Source organism: Candidatus Goldiibacteriota bacterium HGW-Goldbacteria-1, from assembly GCA_002839855.1.
Lineage (GTDB): Bacteria > Oederibacteriota > PGYV01 > PGYV01 > PGYV01 > PGYV01.
This window is the reverse complement of record PGYV01000002.1, coordinates 140,366-154,573: the sequence shown is the minus strand read 5'-3', so window position 1 is coordinate 154,573 and position 14,208 is coordinate 140,366. Positions and strand designations below refer to the sequence as shown.

At 41.4% G+C, this 14,208-nt stretch carries 19 protein-coding genes and 1 tRNA gene; all 20 read right to left on the bottom strand.

Annotated elements, in window-relative coordinates; translation table 11 throughout:
* Positions 1–162 precede the first annotated feature (162 nt).
* Positions 163–239, bottom strand: a tRNA-Val gene (locus tag CVV21_02160).
* A gap of 95 nt (positions 240–334) precedes the next feature.
* Positions 335–739, bottom strand: a complete 405-nt coding sequence (locus CVV21_02155) for a hypothetical protein (GenBank protein ID PKL92585.1) — start codon at positions 737–739, stop codon at positions 335–337.
* A 50-nt stretch (positions 740–789) separates the two neighbouring features.
* Positions 790–1,674 (bottom strand): TIGR01212 family radical SAM protein, encoded by an 885-nt coding sequence (locus CVV21_02150; GenBank protein ID PKL92584.1) that lies wholly within the window; start codon positions 1,672–1,674, stop codon positions 790–792.
* 84 nt (positions 1,675–1,758) lie between these two features.
* A complete protein-coding gene (locus tag CVV21_02145; protein ID PKL92583.1) occupies positions 1,759–2,517 on the bottom strand; it encodes a YebC/PmpR family DNA-binding transcriptional regulator in 759 nt (252 codons plus the stop codon).
* Positions 2,518–2,674: 157 nt separating this feature from the next.
* Positions 2,675–3,094, bottom strand: coding sequence for a hypothetical protein (locus CVV21_02140; GenBank protein PKL92582.1), 420 nt, complete (start codon positions 3,092–3,094; stop codon positions 2,675–2,677).
* Positions 3,091–4,155, bottom strand: a complete 1,065-nt coding sequence (gene mtnA / locus CVV21_02135; protein PKL92581.1) for an S-methyl-5-thioribose-1-phosphate isomerase — start codon at positions 4,153–4,155, stop codon at positions 3,091–3,093. Before mtnA ends, CVV21_02140 begins: the two co-directional genes overlap by 4 nt.
* 41 nt (positions 4,156–4,196) lie before the next feature.
* Positions 4,197–5,018 (bottom strand): purine-nucleoside phosphorylase, encoded by an 822-nt coding sequence (locus tag CVV21_02130; GenBank protein PKL92580.1) that lies wholly within the window; start codon positions 5,016–5,018, stop codon positions 4,197–4,199.
* Between the two features lie 39 nt (positions 5,019–5,057).
* Positions 5,058–5,342 carry a YggU family protein gene (locus CVV21_02125; GenBank protein PKL92579.1) on the bottom strand — a complete coding sequence of 95 codons (285 nt, stop codon included), beginning with the start codon at positions 5,340–5,342 and terminating at the stop codon, positions 5,058–5,060.
* Positions 5,342–5,638 (bottom strand): hypothetical protein, encoded by a 297-nt coding sequence (locus tag CVV21_02120; GenBank protein ID PKL92578.1) that lies wholly within the window; start codon positions 5,636–5,638, stop codon positions 5,342–5,344. Before CVV21_02120 ends, CVV21_02125 begins: the two co-directional genes overlap by 1 nt.
* Entirely contained in the window at positions 5,635–6,444 is an 810-nt protein-coding gene (locus tag CVV21_02115; protein PKL92577.1) for a pyrroline-5-carboxylate reductase, read from the bottom strand. The genes CVV21_02120 and CVV21_02115 overlap by 4 nt, the downstream gene beginning before the upstream one ends.
* Before the next feature lie 12 nt (positions 6,445–6,456).
* Entirely contained in the window at positions 6,457–7,146 is a 690-nt protein-coding gene (locus CVV21_02110; protein ID PKL92576.1) for a YggS family pyridoxal phosphate-dependent enzyme, read from the bottom strand.
* Between the two features lie 518 nt (positions 7,147–7,664).
* A complete protein-coding gene (locus CVV21_02105) occupies positions 7,665–8,414 on the bottom strand; it encodes a hypothetical protein (protein PKL92575.1) in 750 nt (249 codons plus the stop codon).
* Positions 8,404–8,871, bottom strand: coding sequence for a hypothetical protein (locus CVV21_02100; protein PKL92574.1), 468 nt, complete (start codon positions 8,869–8,871; stop codon positions 8,404–8,406). The genes CVV21_02105 and CVV21_02100 overlap by 11 nt, the downstream gene beginning before the upstream one ends.
* Complete coding sequence (gene tsaB, locus CVV21_02095; GenBank protein PKL92573.1) at positions 8,871–9,536, bottom strand: tRNA (adenosine(37)-N6)-threonylcarbamoyltransferase complex dimerization subunit type 1 TsaB; 666 nt, start codon at positions 9,534–9,536, stop codon at positions 8,871–8,873. Before tsaB ends, CVV21_02100 begins: the two co-directional genes overlap by 1 nt.
* Positions 9,536–10,006 carry a tRNA (adenosine(37)-N6)-threonylcarbamoyltransferase complex ATPase subunit type 1 TsaE gene (locus CVV21_02090; GenBank protein ID PKL92572.1) on the bottom strand — a complete coding sequence of 157 codons (471 nt, stop codon included), beginning with the start codon at positions 10,004–10,006 and terminating at the stop codon, positions 9,536–9,538. Before CVV21_02090 ends, tsaB begins: the two co-directional genes overlap by 1 nt.
* Entirely contained in the window at positions 9,991–10,968 is a 978-nt protein-coding gene (thiL, locus tag CVV21_02085; protein ID PKL92571.1) for a thiamine-phosphate kinase, read from the bottom strand. Before thiL ends, CVV21_02090 begins: the two co-directional genes overlap by 16 nt.
* Before the next feature lie 5 nt (positions 10,969–10,973).
* Complete coding sequence (locus CVV21_02080) at positions 10,974–11,789, bottom strand: hypothetical protein (GenBank protein ID PKL92570.1); 816 nt, start codon at positions 11,787–11,789, stop codon at positions 10,974–10,976.
* 33 nt (positions 11,790–11,822) lie between these two features.
* Positions 11,823–12,194, bottom strand: coding sequence for a hypothetical protein (locus CVV21_02075; GenBank protein PKL92569.1), 372 nt, complete (start codon positions 12,192–12,194; stop codon positions 11,823–11,825).
* On the bottom strand, positions 12,184–12,648 hold the full coding sequence (locus CVV21_02070) for a hypothetical protein (GenBank protein ID PKL92568.1): 465 nt from the start codon (positions 12,646–12,648) through the stop codon (positions 12,184–12,186). Before CVV21_02070 ends, CVV21_02075 begins: the two co-directional genes overlap by 11 nt.
* A gap of 13 nt (positions 12,649–12,661) precedes the next feature.
* On the bottom strand, positions 12,662–14,206 hold the full coding sequence (locus CVV21_02065; protein ID PKL92567.1) for a bifunctional ADP-dependent NAD(P)H-hydrate dehydratase/NAD(P)H-hydrate epimerase: 1,545 nt from the start codon (positions 14,204–14,206) through the stop codon (positions 12,662–12,664).
* Positions 14,207–14,208: the final 2 nt, after the last annotated feature.

The following is a 14,208-nucleotide window of genomic DNA, read 5'->3' as shown; positions in this document are numbered from 1 at the left end:
GGCCGTATGATATTTTTAAAATATGGTGGGCGTACCCTCTGGGGCACGGCCGTATGATATTTTTAAAATATGGTGGGCGCAATTGTCATGATATATCGAACGTTCGCCGCATATTATGCGGCTCACCCCTTAGTTTGTCTAAAAAATAAAAATAGCTAAAAATGGTGGGCGCAACTGGGATCGAACCAGTGACCCTTAGCTTGTCGAGCTAATACTCTAACCAGCTGAGCTATGCGCCCACATTTTTAGCTATTTTTAATCAACCGACTATACAACAACTTTACAAACCTATTTAAGAACTTATAAATTTTATACTAAACTTTATTTATGTCAACTATTTAATCTTCTTCATATCCAGGTTTTTTACAAGTTTTAAATCATTCTTTTTAATATGCAGGACAAACCAGTCAAACAATTCTTCTTTTATCTTTACCGCAAGTTTTTTGGAATCCATTCCTGATGCCGCCTCTTTTGCAATCATCAGTTCCATTTCAAGGAATTTATCATGAAGCCTTTTATGTCCTTCCATATCAGGATAGCGTAACTTTTCCATCATTGCCTCTTCTGTTACAAAATGTTCTTCTGCCGCTTTATAAGTGTTTTTCAACGCATTGACCACACCACCACCGGTTTTCGCGGACTTATACGCCTTTTCACAAACTGACATATAATGATTATGCTGTTTATCCAAAACTTCCACTCCTGTGGCTAAATCTTTTGTCCATTTCATATCTTCCATTGTATTCTCCTGTCTATTTAATAAAATATATTTTATCAAAAATACCGTCTTTATACACGGCCGATTTTGCTTAAAAACAGTTCTTTTAATTCATCCCTCTTTTTCGGCAGGCAGTAATCCGGAGCAAGCAGCACATTCTCATTAGCCTCTCCGTGAAAGCGCATCAGAACCATTTCAGCAGGCATTAACTTAACACATTCAGCCAGCGCGTCCGCGTATTCATCCAGAGAAAGGAGTTTGAATGGTTTTTTAAGGTACTCTTCGCCGGCTTTAGTATCTTTAAGAATGTGATACGGGTGAATTTTAACTGCATCAGCGCCGGACTTAATTATCATATTAATTGTATTTATATAATCATTCCTGCTTTCTCCATTAATACCTATTATCATGTGCGCGCACAGCTTTAATCCGGCGCCTTTTACAAGTTCTGCGGCGCGGACATATTCCGCCGCGTTATGACCCCTATTTATTGCCTTTAAGGTTTTATCACTGGCGCTTTGCAGCCCAAGTTCCACCCATATCTCTTTTAAGCTGCCGCTGTAACTTTTAAGCAGGTTTATCTTTTCATCATCAATACAATCCGGCCTTGTCCCGACATCCAGCCCTATCACTTCCTTAAATTCAAGTATTGGGTCATATATTTTTTTTAACTCTTTGACACTGCCATAAGTATTTGTCCCTGTCTGAAAATACGCCATAAATAATGTATTTTTTCCATAACGTTTTTTACCCTTATTTATCCCCGCGCGTATCTGCTTTTCTATGGGAATTTTCGTGTCATTCCCGTCAGGAAGGCTGCCTTCCCTGCAGAAAACGCACCCGTCAGATGATATCTTGCCGTCTTTATTCGGGCACGCAAACGGCAGGCTTATGGTTATCTTGTGTACCCTGTGGCTGTATTTTTCGCGGAAGTATTCATTTAAAGTCTTATACAATTATTGCCTCCAACACCAATTATTTACCCGTATAATAAAAAAGGCGGAGCGCTTTAAACGCCCCGCCTTTTGATTAATTATCGGTTATTCCGGTAAGTTTCCTATTCTGTCCATTTCTTCCTGCGATATGTCAAAGTTTGCGTATACGTTCTGCACGTCTTCATCTTCATCAAGCGCGTCCATAAGCCTTAACATCTGTTCCGCGGCTTTGCCCTCTACCTTTACATAATTCTTTGGCACCATTGTAACTTCTGCCGAGGAATATTTAACTTTTTTATCATCAAGCGCTTTTTTAACGGTTTCAAAATCAGCCGGCTTTGTGGAAATATCATATGTGGCGTCTTCATTTTGAATATCATCAGCGCCCGCTTCAAGAGCGATGCTCATAAGCGTATCTTCATCAATTTCTTCTTTGGGAACCGTAATATAGCCCTTCTGTTCAAACTGCCATGCAACAGCGCCTAAAGCCGCCATTGCGCCGTTGGCTTTTGAAAGAATCGCCCTTACGCTTGCCGCAGAGCGGTTTTTATTGTCCGTTGTAACGGCAATTAACAGCGCTACGCCCGCAGGACCGTACCCTTCATACATTAATTCTTCATAAGTAATACCTTCAAGCTCGCCGGTACCGCGCATTATTGCTTTTTTGATATTGTCATACGGCATGTTAGCAGCCTTTGCCTTGTCAACAACCGTCCTTAAACGGGCGTTGCCGTCAAGATCTCCGCCGCCTGCCCTTGCCGCTACCACAATTTCCTTTATAATCTTAGTGAAAGCCGCGCCTCTTTTAGAGTCAATGGAAGCTTTCTTCCTTTTAATAGTTGCCCATTTGGAATGCCCTGACATCATTTCCTCCGTCTGTTAAACTAAATAATTATTTTTTAAATTTCATTTCTCTTCTGTGTTTTTTTCTCTTGTGTGTTTTGATCTTTGCTTTGTGCCTTTTCTTTCCGCAACCCATTCAAAAACCTCCAGTATATTTTAAAATCTGAATTTATCTATATTACAATTTAAGGCCTTTTCCGTCAACCTTAATACACAGGGCTTCGGATTCGGCTATAAGCTCTTTGTCGCTTTTTCTTATCACTTCGCCTTTTACAACAAAAAACCTGGACCGGACTTTTAAATACCTTGCCCGCGCCAGGACTTCATCACCCACTGCCAGCGGCCTTTTTAATTTCACTTTTATGTCAGCACTGACAGCAGGAATTTTATCTTTTCGCAACGGTAAATTTACCATAATTTCATCTAAAAGTAAAGCCACCATTCCGCCGTGAACCGTATCTTTATACCCCTGAAAAACCTTGGGAAAAACATAGCTGGTTTCTATTCCCTCTTCTGTCAGCACAAAATCCAGCTTCATGCCGATAGGATTGTCTTTTCCGCACGCTATGCAGTAATGGTCATCTTCCCAGGCGCTCATAGTTTTGCGACAATATCCCTGTTTAAAATTACCTTATCAAGGTTAGCCTCAAAAGGCGCCCTTATTATGCCTTTTTCGGTGATAATGGCGCTTATAAACCTTGCCGGCGTCACATCAAATGCCGGGTGCAGCGCTTTTGTCTTTTTATGGGCAATCTGTTTGCCAAAAATCTCTGTTACCTCTTTTTCACCCCTCATCTCTATCGGTATTTCCGCCCCTGACTTTATGGAAAAATCCATCGTGGAAGAAGGTGCAGCCACATAAAACGGAATATTATTTACATGCGCAAGCACCGCAAGCGTATACGTTCCTATCTTGTTGGCGGTATCGCCGTTGGCCGCTATCCTGTCCGCGCCTACTATAATTACATCCACAAGTTTATTGCTTATAAAATACCCTGCCATGTTGTCCGTAATAAGGTGGTGATCCACTCCCATTTCCGCAAGTTCAAACGTGGTAAGCCTTGCGCCCTGAAGATACGGCCTTGTTTCATCCACATATACCGAAACCTTTTTCTTCTGCGCTGATGCCGCCCTTATAACGCCAAGCGCCGTGCCATATCCTGCCGTTGCAAGCCCCCCCGCATTACAGTGTGTTAATATCCTGTCTTTGGGCCTTATCAATTCCGCGCCTATTTTTCCTATAAGTTTATTGTTATCCAGGTCTTCCTTGAATATTCTTACCGCCTCATTTACAAGCAGTTCTTTTAAACTTTGAACACGCCTTTCCCTGTTGGCTTCGGCAAAAGCAAGCATTCTTGTTATAGCCCACTTAAGGTTAATCGCGGTCGGCCTGGTCTTAACCAGAAAATCGCCGCTTGCCTTCATCTCTTTTTTTAGTTTTTCATAAGTTTTAGCCTTGCTTTTTTTAATATCCATAGCCATTCCAAAAGCCGCGGCTATGCCTATTAATGGCGCCCCCCTTAATTTCATATCCACAATTGCCTTACCTGTCTCTTTTGAATTTTTGCATAAGATGTACTTTATTGTATGCGGTAAAAGCGTCTGATCAAGAACCTTAAGAGTTCCATTCTTCCATTCTACCGGGCTTGTCTCTTTCATCTGCGCCTCCCTTAAAACCATTTTCAGCCTTTTTAGGCTTATTATATCTTTGCTATAACTTCTTTCATAATTTTAGTAAGCTTGGGTTCTGCCTCTGCGGCGTTTGCAAGAATTTTGGCTATATCAGTCGGTTCAAGCTGGTCAGGATTACATTCATCTGTCACTACCGATATGCCAAGTATCTTAAGCCCGGCGTGTACTCCCACAATCACTTCCGGAACCGTTGACATTCCCACCATGTCGCCGAATTTCATAAACATTCTGTATTCAGCCCTGGTTTCAAAACACGGACCCAGTACAGCCACGTAAACGCCTTTGTGAATCTGAATGCCGTTTTCTTTTGCGGCATTTTCCGCAAGTTTAATTAATTCCGCCGAATACGGCGAAAGCATGTCCGGCCAGCGTACGCCAAGTTCATTGTCATTAGGCCCTACCAAAGGGTTATCTCCCATAAAATTAATGTGGTCTTCTATAATTGAAATTGAACCGCCTTTTAATTTGGGATTCATTCCGCCGCACGCGTTGGAAATTAAAAGGTGCGTAACTCCCATCGCTTTCATAACACGCACCGGAAAAGTTATCTGCTGCATGGTGTACCCTTCATACCTGTGAAAGCGGCCTGACATTGCAACAACATTTTTTCCGCCCAATTCTCCCAGAACAAGTTTTCCGGAATGCGACTCTGCTGTTGACTGCTGAAAACCGGGAATGTCCTTATAATCAATTACACAGTGTTCTTTTATTTCTTTGGCAAGGGCTCCAAGGCCCGTTCCAAGTATTATGCCGACTTTAGGTGAAAAGTTTTTAGATACGGTATTTATCTTCTTTACGGCTTTGTCTATCTGTTTTTTTAAATCTGACATTATAGCCTCCGGGTATCGTTTTGCGCGGCAGACAGCGCGTTAAGCCAGAATTTTTTTAAGTTTGTCTTCCTCAACGCCGGTTAACTTTATTACCTTGTGCCGGCTTTTAAATCCTTTTACAATTTCAATATGCGACTTATTTATGTCAAACACATCCGAGAAATAATCCACAATTTCATCATTTGCCTTTCCGTCTTCGGGGACCGCCGCCACTTTCACTTTCAAAGCGCCGTTGTATTCGCCTGCCAGCTGCGTTTTTCTGGCATTAGGCACCGCTTTAACGTTTATAACAAAACCGCTGCCCGCCTGTGTTATTTTTATCATTAAACTCCCGGAAGCAGCAGTTTTGAAGCAAGGATTAAAAGCGCCTTTCTTGCTATGTAAATAAGAAGTATCGCGATAACAGGGCTTATATCCATATTTCCCACCTGCGCAGGAAAAAACCTTTTTATAAAATTAAGCAGCGGGTCTGTAATAGAGCCTATTAATTTAAAAACAGACCTGAATTTCACCTGTGCGTCATAAGGCAGCCAAGTGCCTGCCGCGCGCAGAAAAACCAGTATCATGTAGGCATTAGCCAGTCCAATTATTATTCCTGCCGCAAACTGAAAAGTTGTCATTTGCCAAGTTCCTCCGAACGATTTTTTGCAGCCTTGATGGCGTCCTTAATAATGTTTTTCATGCCGCTTTTTTCCATTGTTTCAATGGCCTTCTGTGTGGTGCCGCCTTTGGATGTCACCTTTTGCCTTAACACTTCTGGTGTATCCTCAGATTCCAGCATAACCTGCCCCGCACCTATCATTGTCTGCGCGATAAGTTTTTTTGCATCCTTAATATCAAACCCAAGTTCTTTTGACGCTTCCATTACCGCTTCCGCAAAATAGAAAAAATATGCCGGCCCGCTTCCGCTTATTGCCGTCACTGTATCAAGCTGTTTTTCGGGTAATAAAATTTTTATTCTGTTAAAAGTATCCAGTATTGTTTCCGCAAGAAGCATCTGTTTTTTTGAAGCTTCTTTGGACGCGCAGTACCCGCACGCGCCTTCGCCCACAAGCGCCGGCATGTTTGGCATTACCCTTACCACAGGCACTTTGCCTGTGACAGCCTGTATCTTTTTAACGGATAAACCGGCCATAATACTGATTATTAATTTGCCCGCGGTAAAATCCGGCTTTAAAGGTGATAATATATCCGCATAAACCTGCGGTTTTATGGCAAGAAAAATGACATCACATTCTTTAACAAGCGCCTGATTTGACGCGGCAGGTTTAGCCTTAAATAATTTTTTTACGGACGCAAGCGCCAAAGAGTCTGTGTCATATGCAGTAAGTTCAACTGAGGTTTTCATTTTTGATGACACAAGGCCTTTCATGATAGCCTTTGCCATATTTCCGGACCCTATGAATCCTATTCTTGTCTTTCTCATTTTGCCTCTCTATTATTTAGTGTAATTTCTTTTACCGAAAAGAGACGTGCCGACTCTTACCATGTTAGCGCCTTCCTGCAGCGCAATTTCAAAATCATGCGACATTCCCATTGAAAGCCACCCAAAATCAGCAGGCGCGTCTTTTTTTATTTCATCAAAAACTTTCCTGGCGCGTTTAAAATAAATTCTTGAATCTTCCGCGTTATCAGAATAAGGCGCCATAGCCATTATTCCAGCCGGTTTTATTCCCTGCATTTCTTTTATCCTATTATAAACTTCAAATGCTTCAACAGGCGAAATTCCAAACTTTGTCTCTTCGGGCGAAACTTTAATTTCCAGAAGGCACTGTAAAACTTTTCCTTCTTTCAGGCACGCTGAATTAATCTTTTCCGCAAGTTTTAAACTGTCAACAGACTGTATCATATTAAAAATTGAAACTGCTTTGTTTACTTTGTTTGTCTGCAGGTGCCCTATCATAAACCAGGAAAGATCTTTATATTTTTCATTTAAAACTTTCTGCTTTTCTTCAGTTTCCTGAATCTTGCTTTCTCCAAAAACCTTAATCCCTGCTTTAACCGCTTCTTCAATATCATCTGTAGAGAACGTTTTTGATACAGCTACAAGCAAAGCATCATTATTTATGGCTCTTATACGCTTCAAAATACTTTCAATATTGTCTTTAATCTGACTTTTTTGTTCCATAATGAAGTTTGCATACCTTTTTAATAAGGATTTTGTATTAGTTAGTATTATAAGCTAATAAGGGATATTTTCAATAGGTTTTTAAAGGATTAACCATTTTAGTTTCATAATGAGAAAAACCGACAAAATTACGAATATAATAACGCTTTCGTTTCATTTGGCAAAACCGGTGTTCCGCCAAGAGACAACTTACAGCTAACAACTTACAGCTAACAACTAACAACTTACAACTGACAACTTACAACTTACAACTGACAACTGACAGCTGACAACTGACAACTGACAGCTGACAGCTGACAGCTGACAACTGACAACTGACAACTGACAACTGACAACTGACAACTGACAACTGACAACTGACAACTGACAACTGACAACTGACAACTAACAACTAACAACTAACAACTAACCTGTTACCTGTTACCTGTTACTTGTTACTTGTTACTTGTTACTTGTTACTTGTTACTTGTTACTTGTTACTTGTCACTTGTTACCTGTTACCTGTTACTTGTCAGCTGTTACTTAGCCTTTTCAATGACTATCTTAACCGGATAGCTTTTATACCTTATCGTAATACGTTTATTAAAATATAGTTTCAGCCTGTCTCCCGGCTTCATGTCTTCTTTTGTTTTTTTGTCAGTTAAAGTAAACCGCGTGGAACCATCGCACAATACCATATACACTTTTTTATCCGCTGTTTTAATATAAAACGGCCTTATATAATCAATCTTAGGTTCAACGGTTACTTTATCACCCTGTGCCTCGGCTTCCTGTTCCAGCGCCGCGTCATTCTGCATTTTTTGCGTAAGGTATTTATTCTGAAGGTACTCGTATTCATCGGCTTCACTTTTAGGGCGCACTACCGTTCCTTTTAAAAAACCCGAAAGCAGATTTTGGCCCGCGTCTGTTTGATTATCTTTTGTAGAACTGTAAATATCCCAGCTATTATACACCTGTACAGTGGAAGCCAGCATGGCATTTGCATTTCTTGCGCCTTTTACAAGAACAAGCTGGCCTTCCTTTAAATCTGCAGGCCCCGCATTTTCAGTTGAATACATTAAAGTGTTTTCATCAAGATAAAATTCCAGTTCTCCGGATTTCTTTCTTAAAATATATTTTTCACCGTCTTTTTTTTCCAAAGCCCCCACCTGCATAAATATCTTTTCAGCAGGCTCTTCCGGTGCTGTCTGCGCGGATGTGGTATCAGCATATGCCCCGGCAGAAAAAGTTAAAATTAAAAACGCGCATGTAATCAGTTTAATTTTCATTACTATCCTCCGTATTGGAAACATTTTTTTCCGACTTAAAACCAAACTCTTCATAACTTCCTGAAAATACAAAACCTATAATTAAAGAAAAAGCGCAGTGCAGAAGTATTATTAAGAAAGCCCTTTTATCCGAAAATCCGTATGCCGCGTAAAAATATCCGGCTTCCGGAATAACCCTTAAAAGTATCAATATGAAAGAAAAATTCAGCCCTTTCCTTAAAAAACCTCCTGGAAGGGCCTTATTTACCGTCTGAAAGACAAGCACAGCCGCAAAAGCAAAAATAATGTTAATTACAGCAAGCCATACCGGAGTTAACACCCTGTCCGTATCCTTGGGGAAACCCGGAAAACCGGTGGCTATCGCGTCCTTATACACCATATACAGAATTACCTCTATCGCGGCAATTATAAGCCCTGCCGCCATTGCCGACTTAATCATAAGACGTATCTTTCCCATTATTTTTTCCCCTTTTTTACGTGAATTTCCGCGTCTGACTGGCGTATGTACAGCGGCGCTGCGGAATATACCGCCTGCCTGGAAGCCTGTTTTTTATTATCCATTAAAAGGTTATTTAATGACTGTATGTTTATATGTTCCATAATAACGGTTTTGCCTTTATTATTCTCCGCTGCTATTTCAAGCAGTTTTATGTCCCTCTCTAAAATATAAATATCACATATACCTTTTATTTCTTTCTCAATATTTTCCTTAGCGGTCAGTTCATATTCCACGGTGCCTTTTTTATAAACACCCATATAAACCTCATTGCGCCTTGCGTCCAGCAATGACACTTTTTTTGCGCCCGAGCCTTCTCCCGTATAGGCAAGAACATCAAGCGTTGCAGCGCCAAAAAAAGCCGCGCCGCTTCCGTCAGCCAAGCCCTTTGCCACAGCCATACCCACCCGTATCCCCGTAAAAGAACCGGGCCCAAGCGTGGAACCATATACGTCAATTTCATCCGGCTTTAATTTTATCTTTTTTAACGCTTTGTCTATCATCCCCATTATGACGGCGTTGTAACGCTTCTCGCCTTCAATATAACTTTCATAAAGGCAGTTTCGGTTTTCAAATACGCCTATGCCAATTTCTTTGGTGGATGTGTCCAGAAGCAGTGACTTCATTATTTTTTTCCGCCTTTTTTCTCATAAAAGATTATCTCTCTTTTATTTCCGCCCTTATGGTTAATTTTCACTATATGGTCATAGATACCGGCAATCTGCATCACTTTTTCGGGCCACTCTGCCACGCAGATAGCCCCTTCATCCGCCGTGTAATCCCTGAACCCTATCCGTTCAAGTTCCGCGTGGTTTTCCAGCCTGTACAGGTCAAAATGGTATATCTTCATCGTGGTGCCGTAGTATTCTTTCATTATGTTAAAAGTGGGGCTTATAACCGCTTTACCGTCAGCGCCAAAGAATGAAGCAACACCCTTAATAAAATGGGTTTTGCCCGCGCCAAGTTCCCCGGATAACGCCACCACGTCATTTTCAGCAAGCCGCTGCGCGTATTTTTTTGCAAGTTTAACAGTAGCTGCGGCTGATGCTGTTTCATGTTTTTCAGTTTCTATATAACCCTTTAAAAGTGATTCCATGCCTTTGAATAAGTCTCCTTTATTATTTTGGAGCCGCGTTTAACATAAACACCTTTTTTTGCCGTTATCATTCCTGCCTGAAAAAAAGGAACACCATAGCCCGCCATAAACTTTGCAAACTTTTTCACCTTATTTTCAGGAACTGTAAACAAAAGTTCATAATCTTCGCCGCCGTACAGCGCGTATTCTGCGGCTGTTGTTTTAGTTTTTGCCGCATATGCCGCAAGTGACGGCGAAACCGGCAGTAAGTCCGCATCTATCCGCGCGCCTGTGCGGCTTTCTTCGCATATCCTTGAAATATCGCTTATTAAGCCGTCTGACAGATCCATGCACGAAGAGACGCACTTTGACATTAAAAGAAGCCTGCCCTGTTCAAGCTTAGGCTGCGGTGAGATGAATTTTTTTACAAGCTCTGATTCATTATCTTTAATCTTTTTATCCCCTTTTTTTTCAAGTATCTGCAGCCCCGCTGCGGCGCTGCCAAGGCATCCGGTTACAAATATTCTGTCGCCGGGGCGCGCGCCTGACCTTAAAAGAAAACCTTCATCGGCCTGCCCTATTAAAGTTATGGATATAAAAACCTTATCAGACTTTATTGTATCCCCGCCCGCAAGCACTACGCCGTAATTTTCAGCATAAGCCAGAATGCCGCGCATTATCAAACCGGCATAATTTCCGGAATCTTTTTTTGGAACCCCTATATTTACAAACATATATCTGGGAATTCCTCCCATGGCGCAGATATCAGAAATATTTATGGCCGCGGCTTTTGCGCCGATCTGTATGGGGGTAAAGTATTTTCTTTTGAAGTGGGTATTTTCATAAAAGGCATCGGTGGTAATTAATAAATTTCTGCCGCTTTCCTGAATTACGGCGCAGTCATCGCCTATTCCCTTTATCAGGGAGCTGTCTTTAACTGTTATTTGGGATTTTATCGCGGAAATTAATTTAAATTCCTTCATAAATCTCAGTTCTTTACGCGTTCATTCAGGACAGTCTGCCTCAGTTTAGCGTATTCGGTGACTATTTCAGGGTATTCTTTTACCACTCTTGTATATATTTCCAGCGCGCGTTTATCGTCCCCGTCGCTTTCATATATCTTACCTATGCTTGTAAGCGCTTCCGCGCTTAAAAAACCTTTTTTATACTTTTCCACTATCTTATTGTAATAATACATTGCTTTATTATTGTCACCGTTATTACGGTATGCATCCGCTATTCCAAATACCGCTTCTGCTGACCAGTCCGTATCCGGAAACTGTTTTGTTATTTCAGTGTATGTCTTTAACGCGTCATTGGTGTTAAGAATACTGTTATAACACTCCCCAAGTTCCAGCATAAGCCAGGCATACATATCGCCTTTTTCCGTATTATATTCCGCGATAAGATCTTTATACCCTTCAATAGCGGGAATAAACTGCTGGCTGTCCTTGTACGCCTTGGCTATTCCAAGTTTTGCCTGCCGTACATGGTCTTTATAGTTTTCGTCATTATCCCAGCGGTTTACAACATACTGGTATTTTTTTATGACTTCAGGATACCTTTTAAAAATAGCGTTTTTTTCCGCGCCTTCAAGGGCCCTTTCTATAAGTTTTTCATCATTGCCCCAAGCTGTAAAACGGTCAACAGCCATAAGTACACCGGTTAAAATTACAGCTGAAAGTAAAATTAGAGCAATTAAGCCCACATTACTTTTTTTAGGTAAAGGCTGCTGTTCCTTTACAGTTGGTTTTCCAGGGCTTTTTTTCTTTGCAGTTTTCTTTTTTTTATTTACGGAAGGCATTTCAAGTTCCCCTTTTTTGCGGCCGCACTTTTCTTAGTAAGTGGTTACCTTTTTTTCAGCTTTATATATTTGTCCGTCTTTTGCCACTGCTTCAACCCAAGCCGTGTATTCACCTTTGGGAATTGCCACACCCATTGGTATCATGGCTTTGAAAGCCCACAGTTTCTTGATACTGTCATACTTTAACGGCACTTTAAAAGCGCCCGGCACATCAACGCTGCCAAAAACTTTTTCAATCATATCAGTGGTTTTTACTTCTATAGAAACAATTGTGCCGGACGCAAGGCCTTTGTCCGGCGTTATTTTAAAATCCAGTATCTGGTTTGCGCCTTTAGGCAAGCCTGCGCATCCCGCCGTAAATAGAACCGCTGTCAGCAGAACAAAAAGAAAGCTTTTAAACTTCAACTTCCTCTCCCGGTTTTAATTCCTGCGTAAATTTAAGGCGCGCGCCTATATTGTCAGATGCGCCCTGCGTGTTGCTGATAAGTTCAAGGCCAATATAAGAAGGAACAAAAAACAGGATAACAATAAGCATTGTAAGTTTTATGGTTGAAAGAAGGCCGTCGTATGTATATAAACCGTAGCGGTTATTTACCCATATAAGCGCAAGAGCCGCAAGAACATAAAGGAAAGAGAATATTAAAACCACCCTTTTCGCGTTGCGCGCCCTGTATGCGTTAATGTCAAGATCCAGCTGCAGGTCATCAAGTTCCTGCTTCTGTTCCACCGTTAAAGGCTGGTTTATAAGTTCGTCTATCTTTTTAGATATGCCCAGGTTTGCGGAAAAAATGGAAATTATCCAGCCCCACATAAGGATAAAAAGAAAAGAGATAAGAATAAGCAGTATTGGGACAACCATGTAAGCCTCCTGTTTATTTAAGCTTCATAATAGCTTTTGGAATATTTAAAGCAATGTCTCCTGCAGTTATGCCTTCTTCACTTGTTTCTGAAAGTAATAAGTCCCCGGCAAGCCCGTGAATATAACTTCCAAGTATTCCCGCCTGAACCGACTGCATTCCGTGCGCCATCAAAGCCGCGATAAGCCCGGTTAAAACGTCACCGCTTCCGGGTGTTGCCATTCCGGAATTGCCTGTTGTGTTTACATACATATTTCCCTGCGGATCGGCAAGCATTGACCTGCCGTCTTTTAAAAGAACGTTAATTCCAAAAGATGCGGTAAAATCCTTTAAAATCTTTATTTTTCCCTTTATTACTTCGGTAATTTCAATATCACAAAGCCTTGCCATTTCTCCAATATGTGGTGTCATAATAACATCTTTGATATTATTTTTCAAGCAGTTTTTGTCTGCTGCAACAGCGTTTATACCGTCAGCGTCTATTACAAGCGGGTTTTTAAGCTCTGCTGTCAGTTCCCTTACAAGTTTCTGCGTTTCCGGGTCCCTTCCTATTCCCGGCCCTAATACTACTACCTTTGCGGCGGCACACAGTTTTAATATATTTTCTTTATTGGAATATGCCAGCATCCCTTTTGAAGTTTCTTTCAGGTTAGTTACAATCATTTCATCACAACCGGGTTTTACAACGCTATGTAGCGATTCCGGAATACCCACATTAACTATTCCCGCGCCGCTTCTTAAAGCGGCTTTAGCGGCAAGCACAACAGCACCGCTTAAACCGGGAGAACCGCCAAGTATAAATATGGGGCCAAAACTGCCTTTATTTGCGTTTGGCTGTCTGTAAGGTAATAAAGGGCCAATAAGTTCTGCCGTTACAAGGACATTCGGCCTTGGCTGCAATAATAATTCAGGAGGAAAATTAATGTCCGCCACCACAAGCTTGCCCGTATTTGCATGCCCGGGAAAAACAGCCATTCCTGTTTTTGGCAGTCCAAAAGTAACGGTTAAATCCGCATAAACAGCCACACCTTTTATATTGCCTGTGTCGGCGTCAACACCTGACGGTATGTCAACAGAAACTGTTCTTTTGTTAAGGGTGTTTATGTATACGATAAGCTGTGCCATAAAACCATCTACATCCCTGCTTAATCCCGTACCAATCAGTGCGTCCACTATGATATCGCTTAATAATATCATCCGATTATTACGGTTAATGTCTTCCAGCGATTCAAATTTTACAACCGTTATTCCATACTTTAGCGCCAATTCCATATTCCGCTTTGATTCGGGTGACATTTTAGATGTATCACCGGTTAAAAAAACATTAACCGCAGCGCCTTCGCTTAACAAATGGCGCGCAATTACAAAACCGTCGCCGCCGTTATTTCCTGTGCCGCAAAAAACCGAAATGTTACGGTATGCAAGCGGCCCGTATTCATTTGTCATTGCGGTTACAGTATTCGCGCCGGCATTTTCCATTAATATGGAGGCGGGAACGCCAAACTTTTCCGTGGTCACTTCATCTATAGCTTTCATTGAAGCGGAATCAACAAGGTACATTT

Coding starts and splice junctions, on each gene's coding strand:
- CVV21_02155 (PKL92585.1), bottom strand. CDS start 739: ATGGAAGATATGAAATGGACAAAAGATTTAGCCACAGGAGTGGAAGTT.
- CVV21_02145 (PKL92583.1), bottom strand. CDS start 2,517: ATGTCAGGGCATTCCAAATGGGCAACTATTAAAAGGAAGAAAGCTTCC.
- CVV21_02140 (PKL92582.1), bottom strand. CDS start 3,094: ATGAGCGCCTGGGAAGATGACCATTACTGCATAGCGTGCGGAAAAGAC.
- mtnA (PKL92581.1), bottom strand. CDS start 4,155: ATGAAAGAGACAAGCCCGGTAGAATGGAAGAATGGAACTCTTAAGGTT.
- CVV21_02130 (PKL92580.1), bottom strand. CDS start 5,018: ATGTCAGATTTAAAAAAACAGATAGACAAAGCCGTAAAGAAGATAAAT.
- CVV21_02125 (PKL92579.1), bottom strand. CDS start 5,342: ATGATAAAAATAACACAGGCGGGCAGCGGTTTTGTTATAAACGTTAAA.
- CVV21_02120 (PKL92578.1), bottom strand. CDS start 5,638: ATGACAACTTTTCAGTTTGCGGCAGGAATAATAATTGGACTGGCTAAT.
- CVV21_02115 (PKL92577.1), bottom strand. CDS start 6,444: ATGAGAAAGACAAGAATAGGATTCATAGGGTCCGGAAATATGGCAAAG.
- CVV21_02110 (PKL92576.1), bottom strand. CDS start 7,146: ATGGAACAAAAAAGTCAGATTAAAGACAATATTGAAAGTATTTTGAAG.
- CVV21_02105 (PKL92575.1), bottom strand. CDS start 8,414: ATGAAAATTAAACTGATTACATGCGCGTTTTTAATTTTAACTTTTTCT.
- CVV21_02100 (PKL92574.1), bottom strand. CDS start 8,871: ATGGGAAAGATACGTCTTATGATTAAGTCGGCAATGGCGGCAGGGCTT.
- tsaB (PKL92573.1), bottom strand. CDS start 9,536: ATGAAGTCACTGCTTCTGGACACATCCACCAAAGAAATTGGCATAGGC.
- CVV21_02090 (PKL92572.1), bottom strand. CDS start 10,006: ATGGAATCACTTTTAAAGGGTTATATAGAAACTGAAAAACATGAAACA.
- thiL (PKL92571.1), bottom strand. CDS start 10,968: ATGAAGGAATTTAAATTAATTTCCGCGATAAAATCCCAAATAACAGTT.
- CVV21_02080 (PKL92570.1), bottom strand. CDS start 11,789: ATGCCTTCCGTAAATAAAAAAAAGAAAACTGCAAAGAAAAAAAGCCCT.
- CVV21_02070 (PKL92568.1), bottom strand. CDS start 12,648: ATGGTTGTCCCAATACTGCTTATTCTTATCTCTTTTCTTTTTATCCTT.
- CVV21_02065 (PKL92567.1), bottom strand. CDS start 14,206: ATGTACCTTGTTGATTCCGCTTCAATGAAAGCTATAGATGAAGTGACC.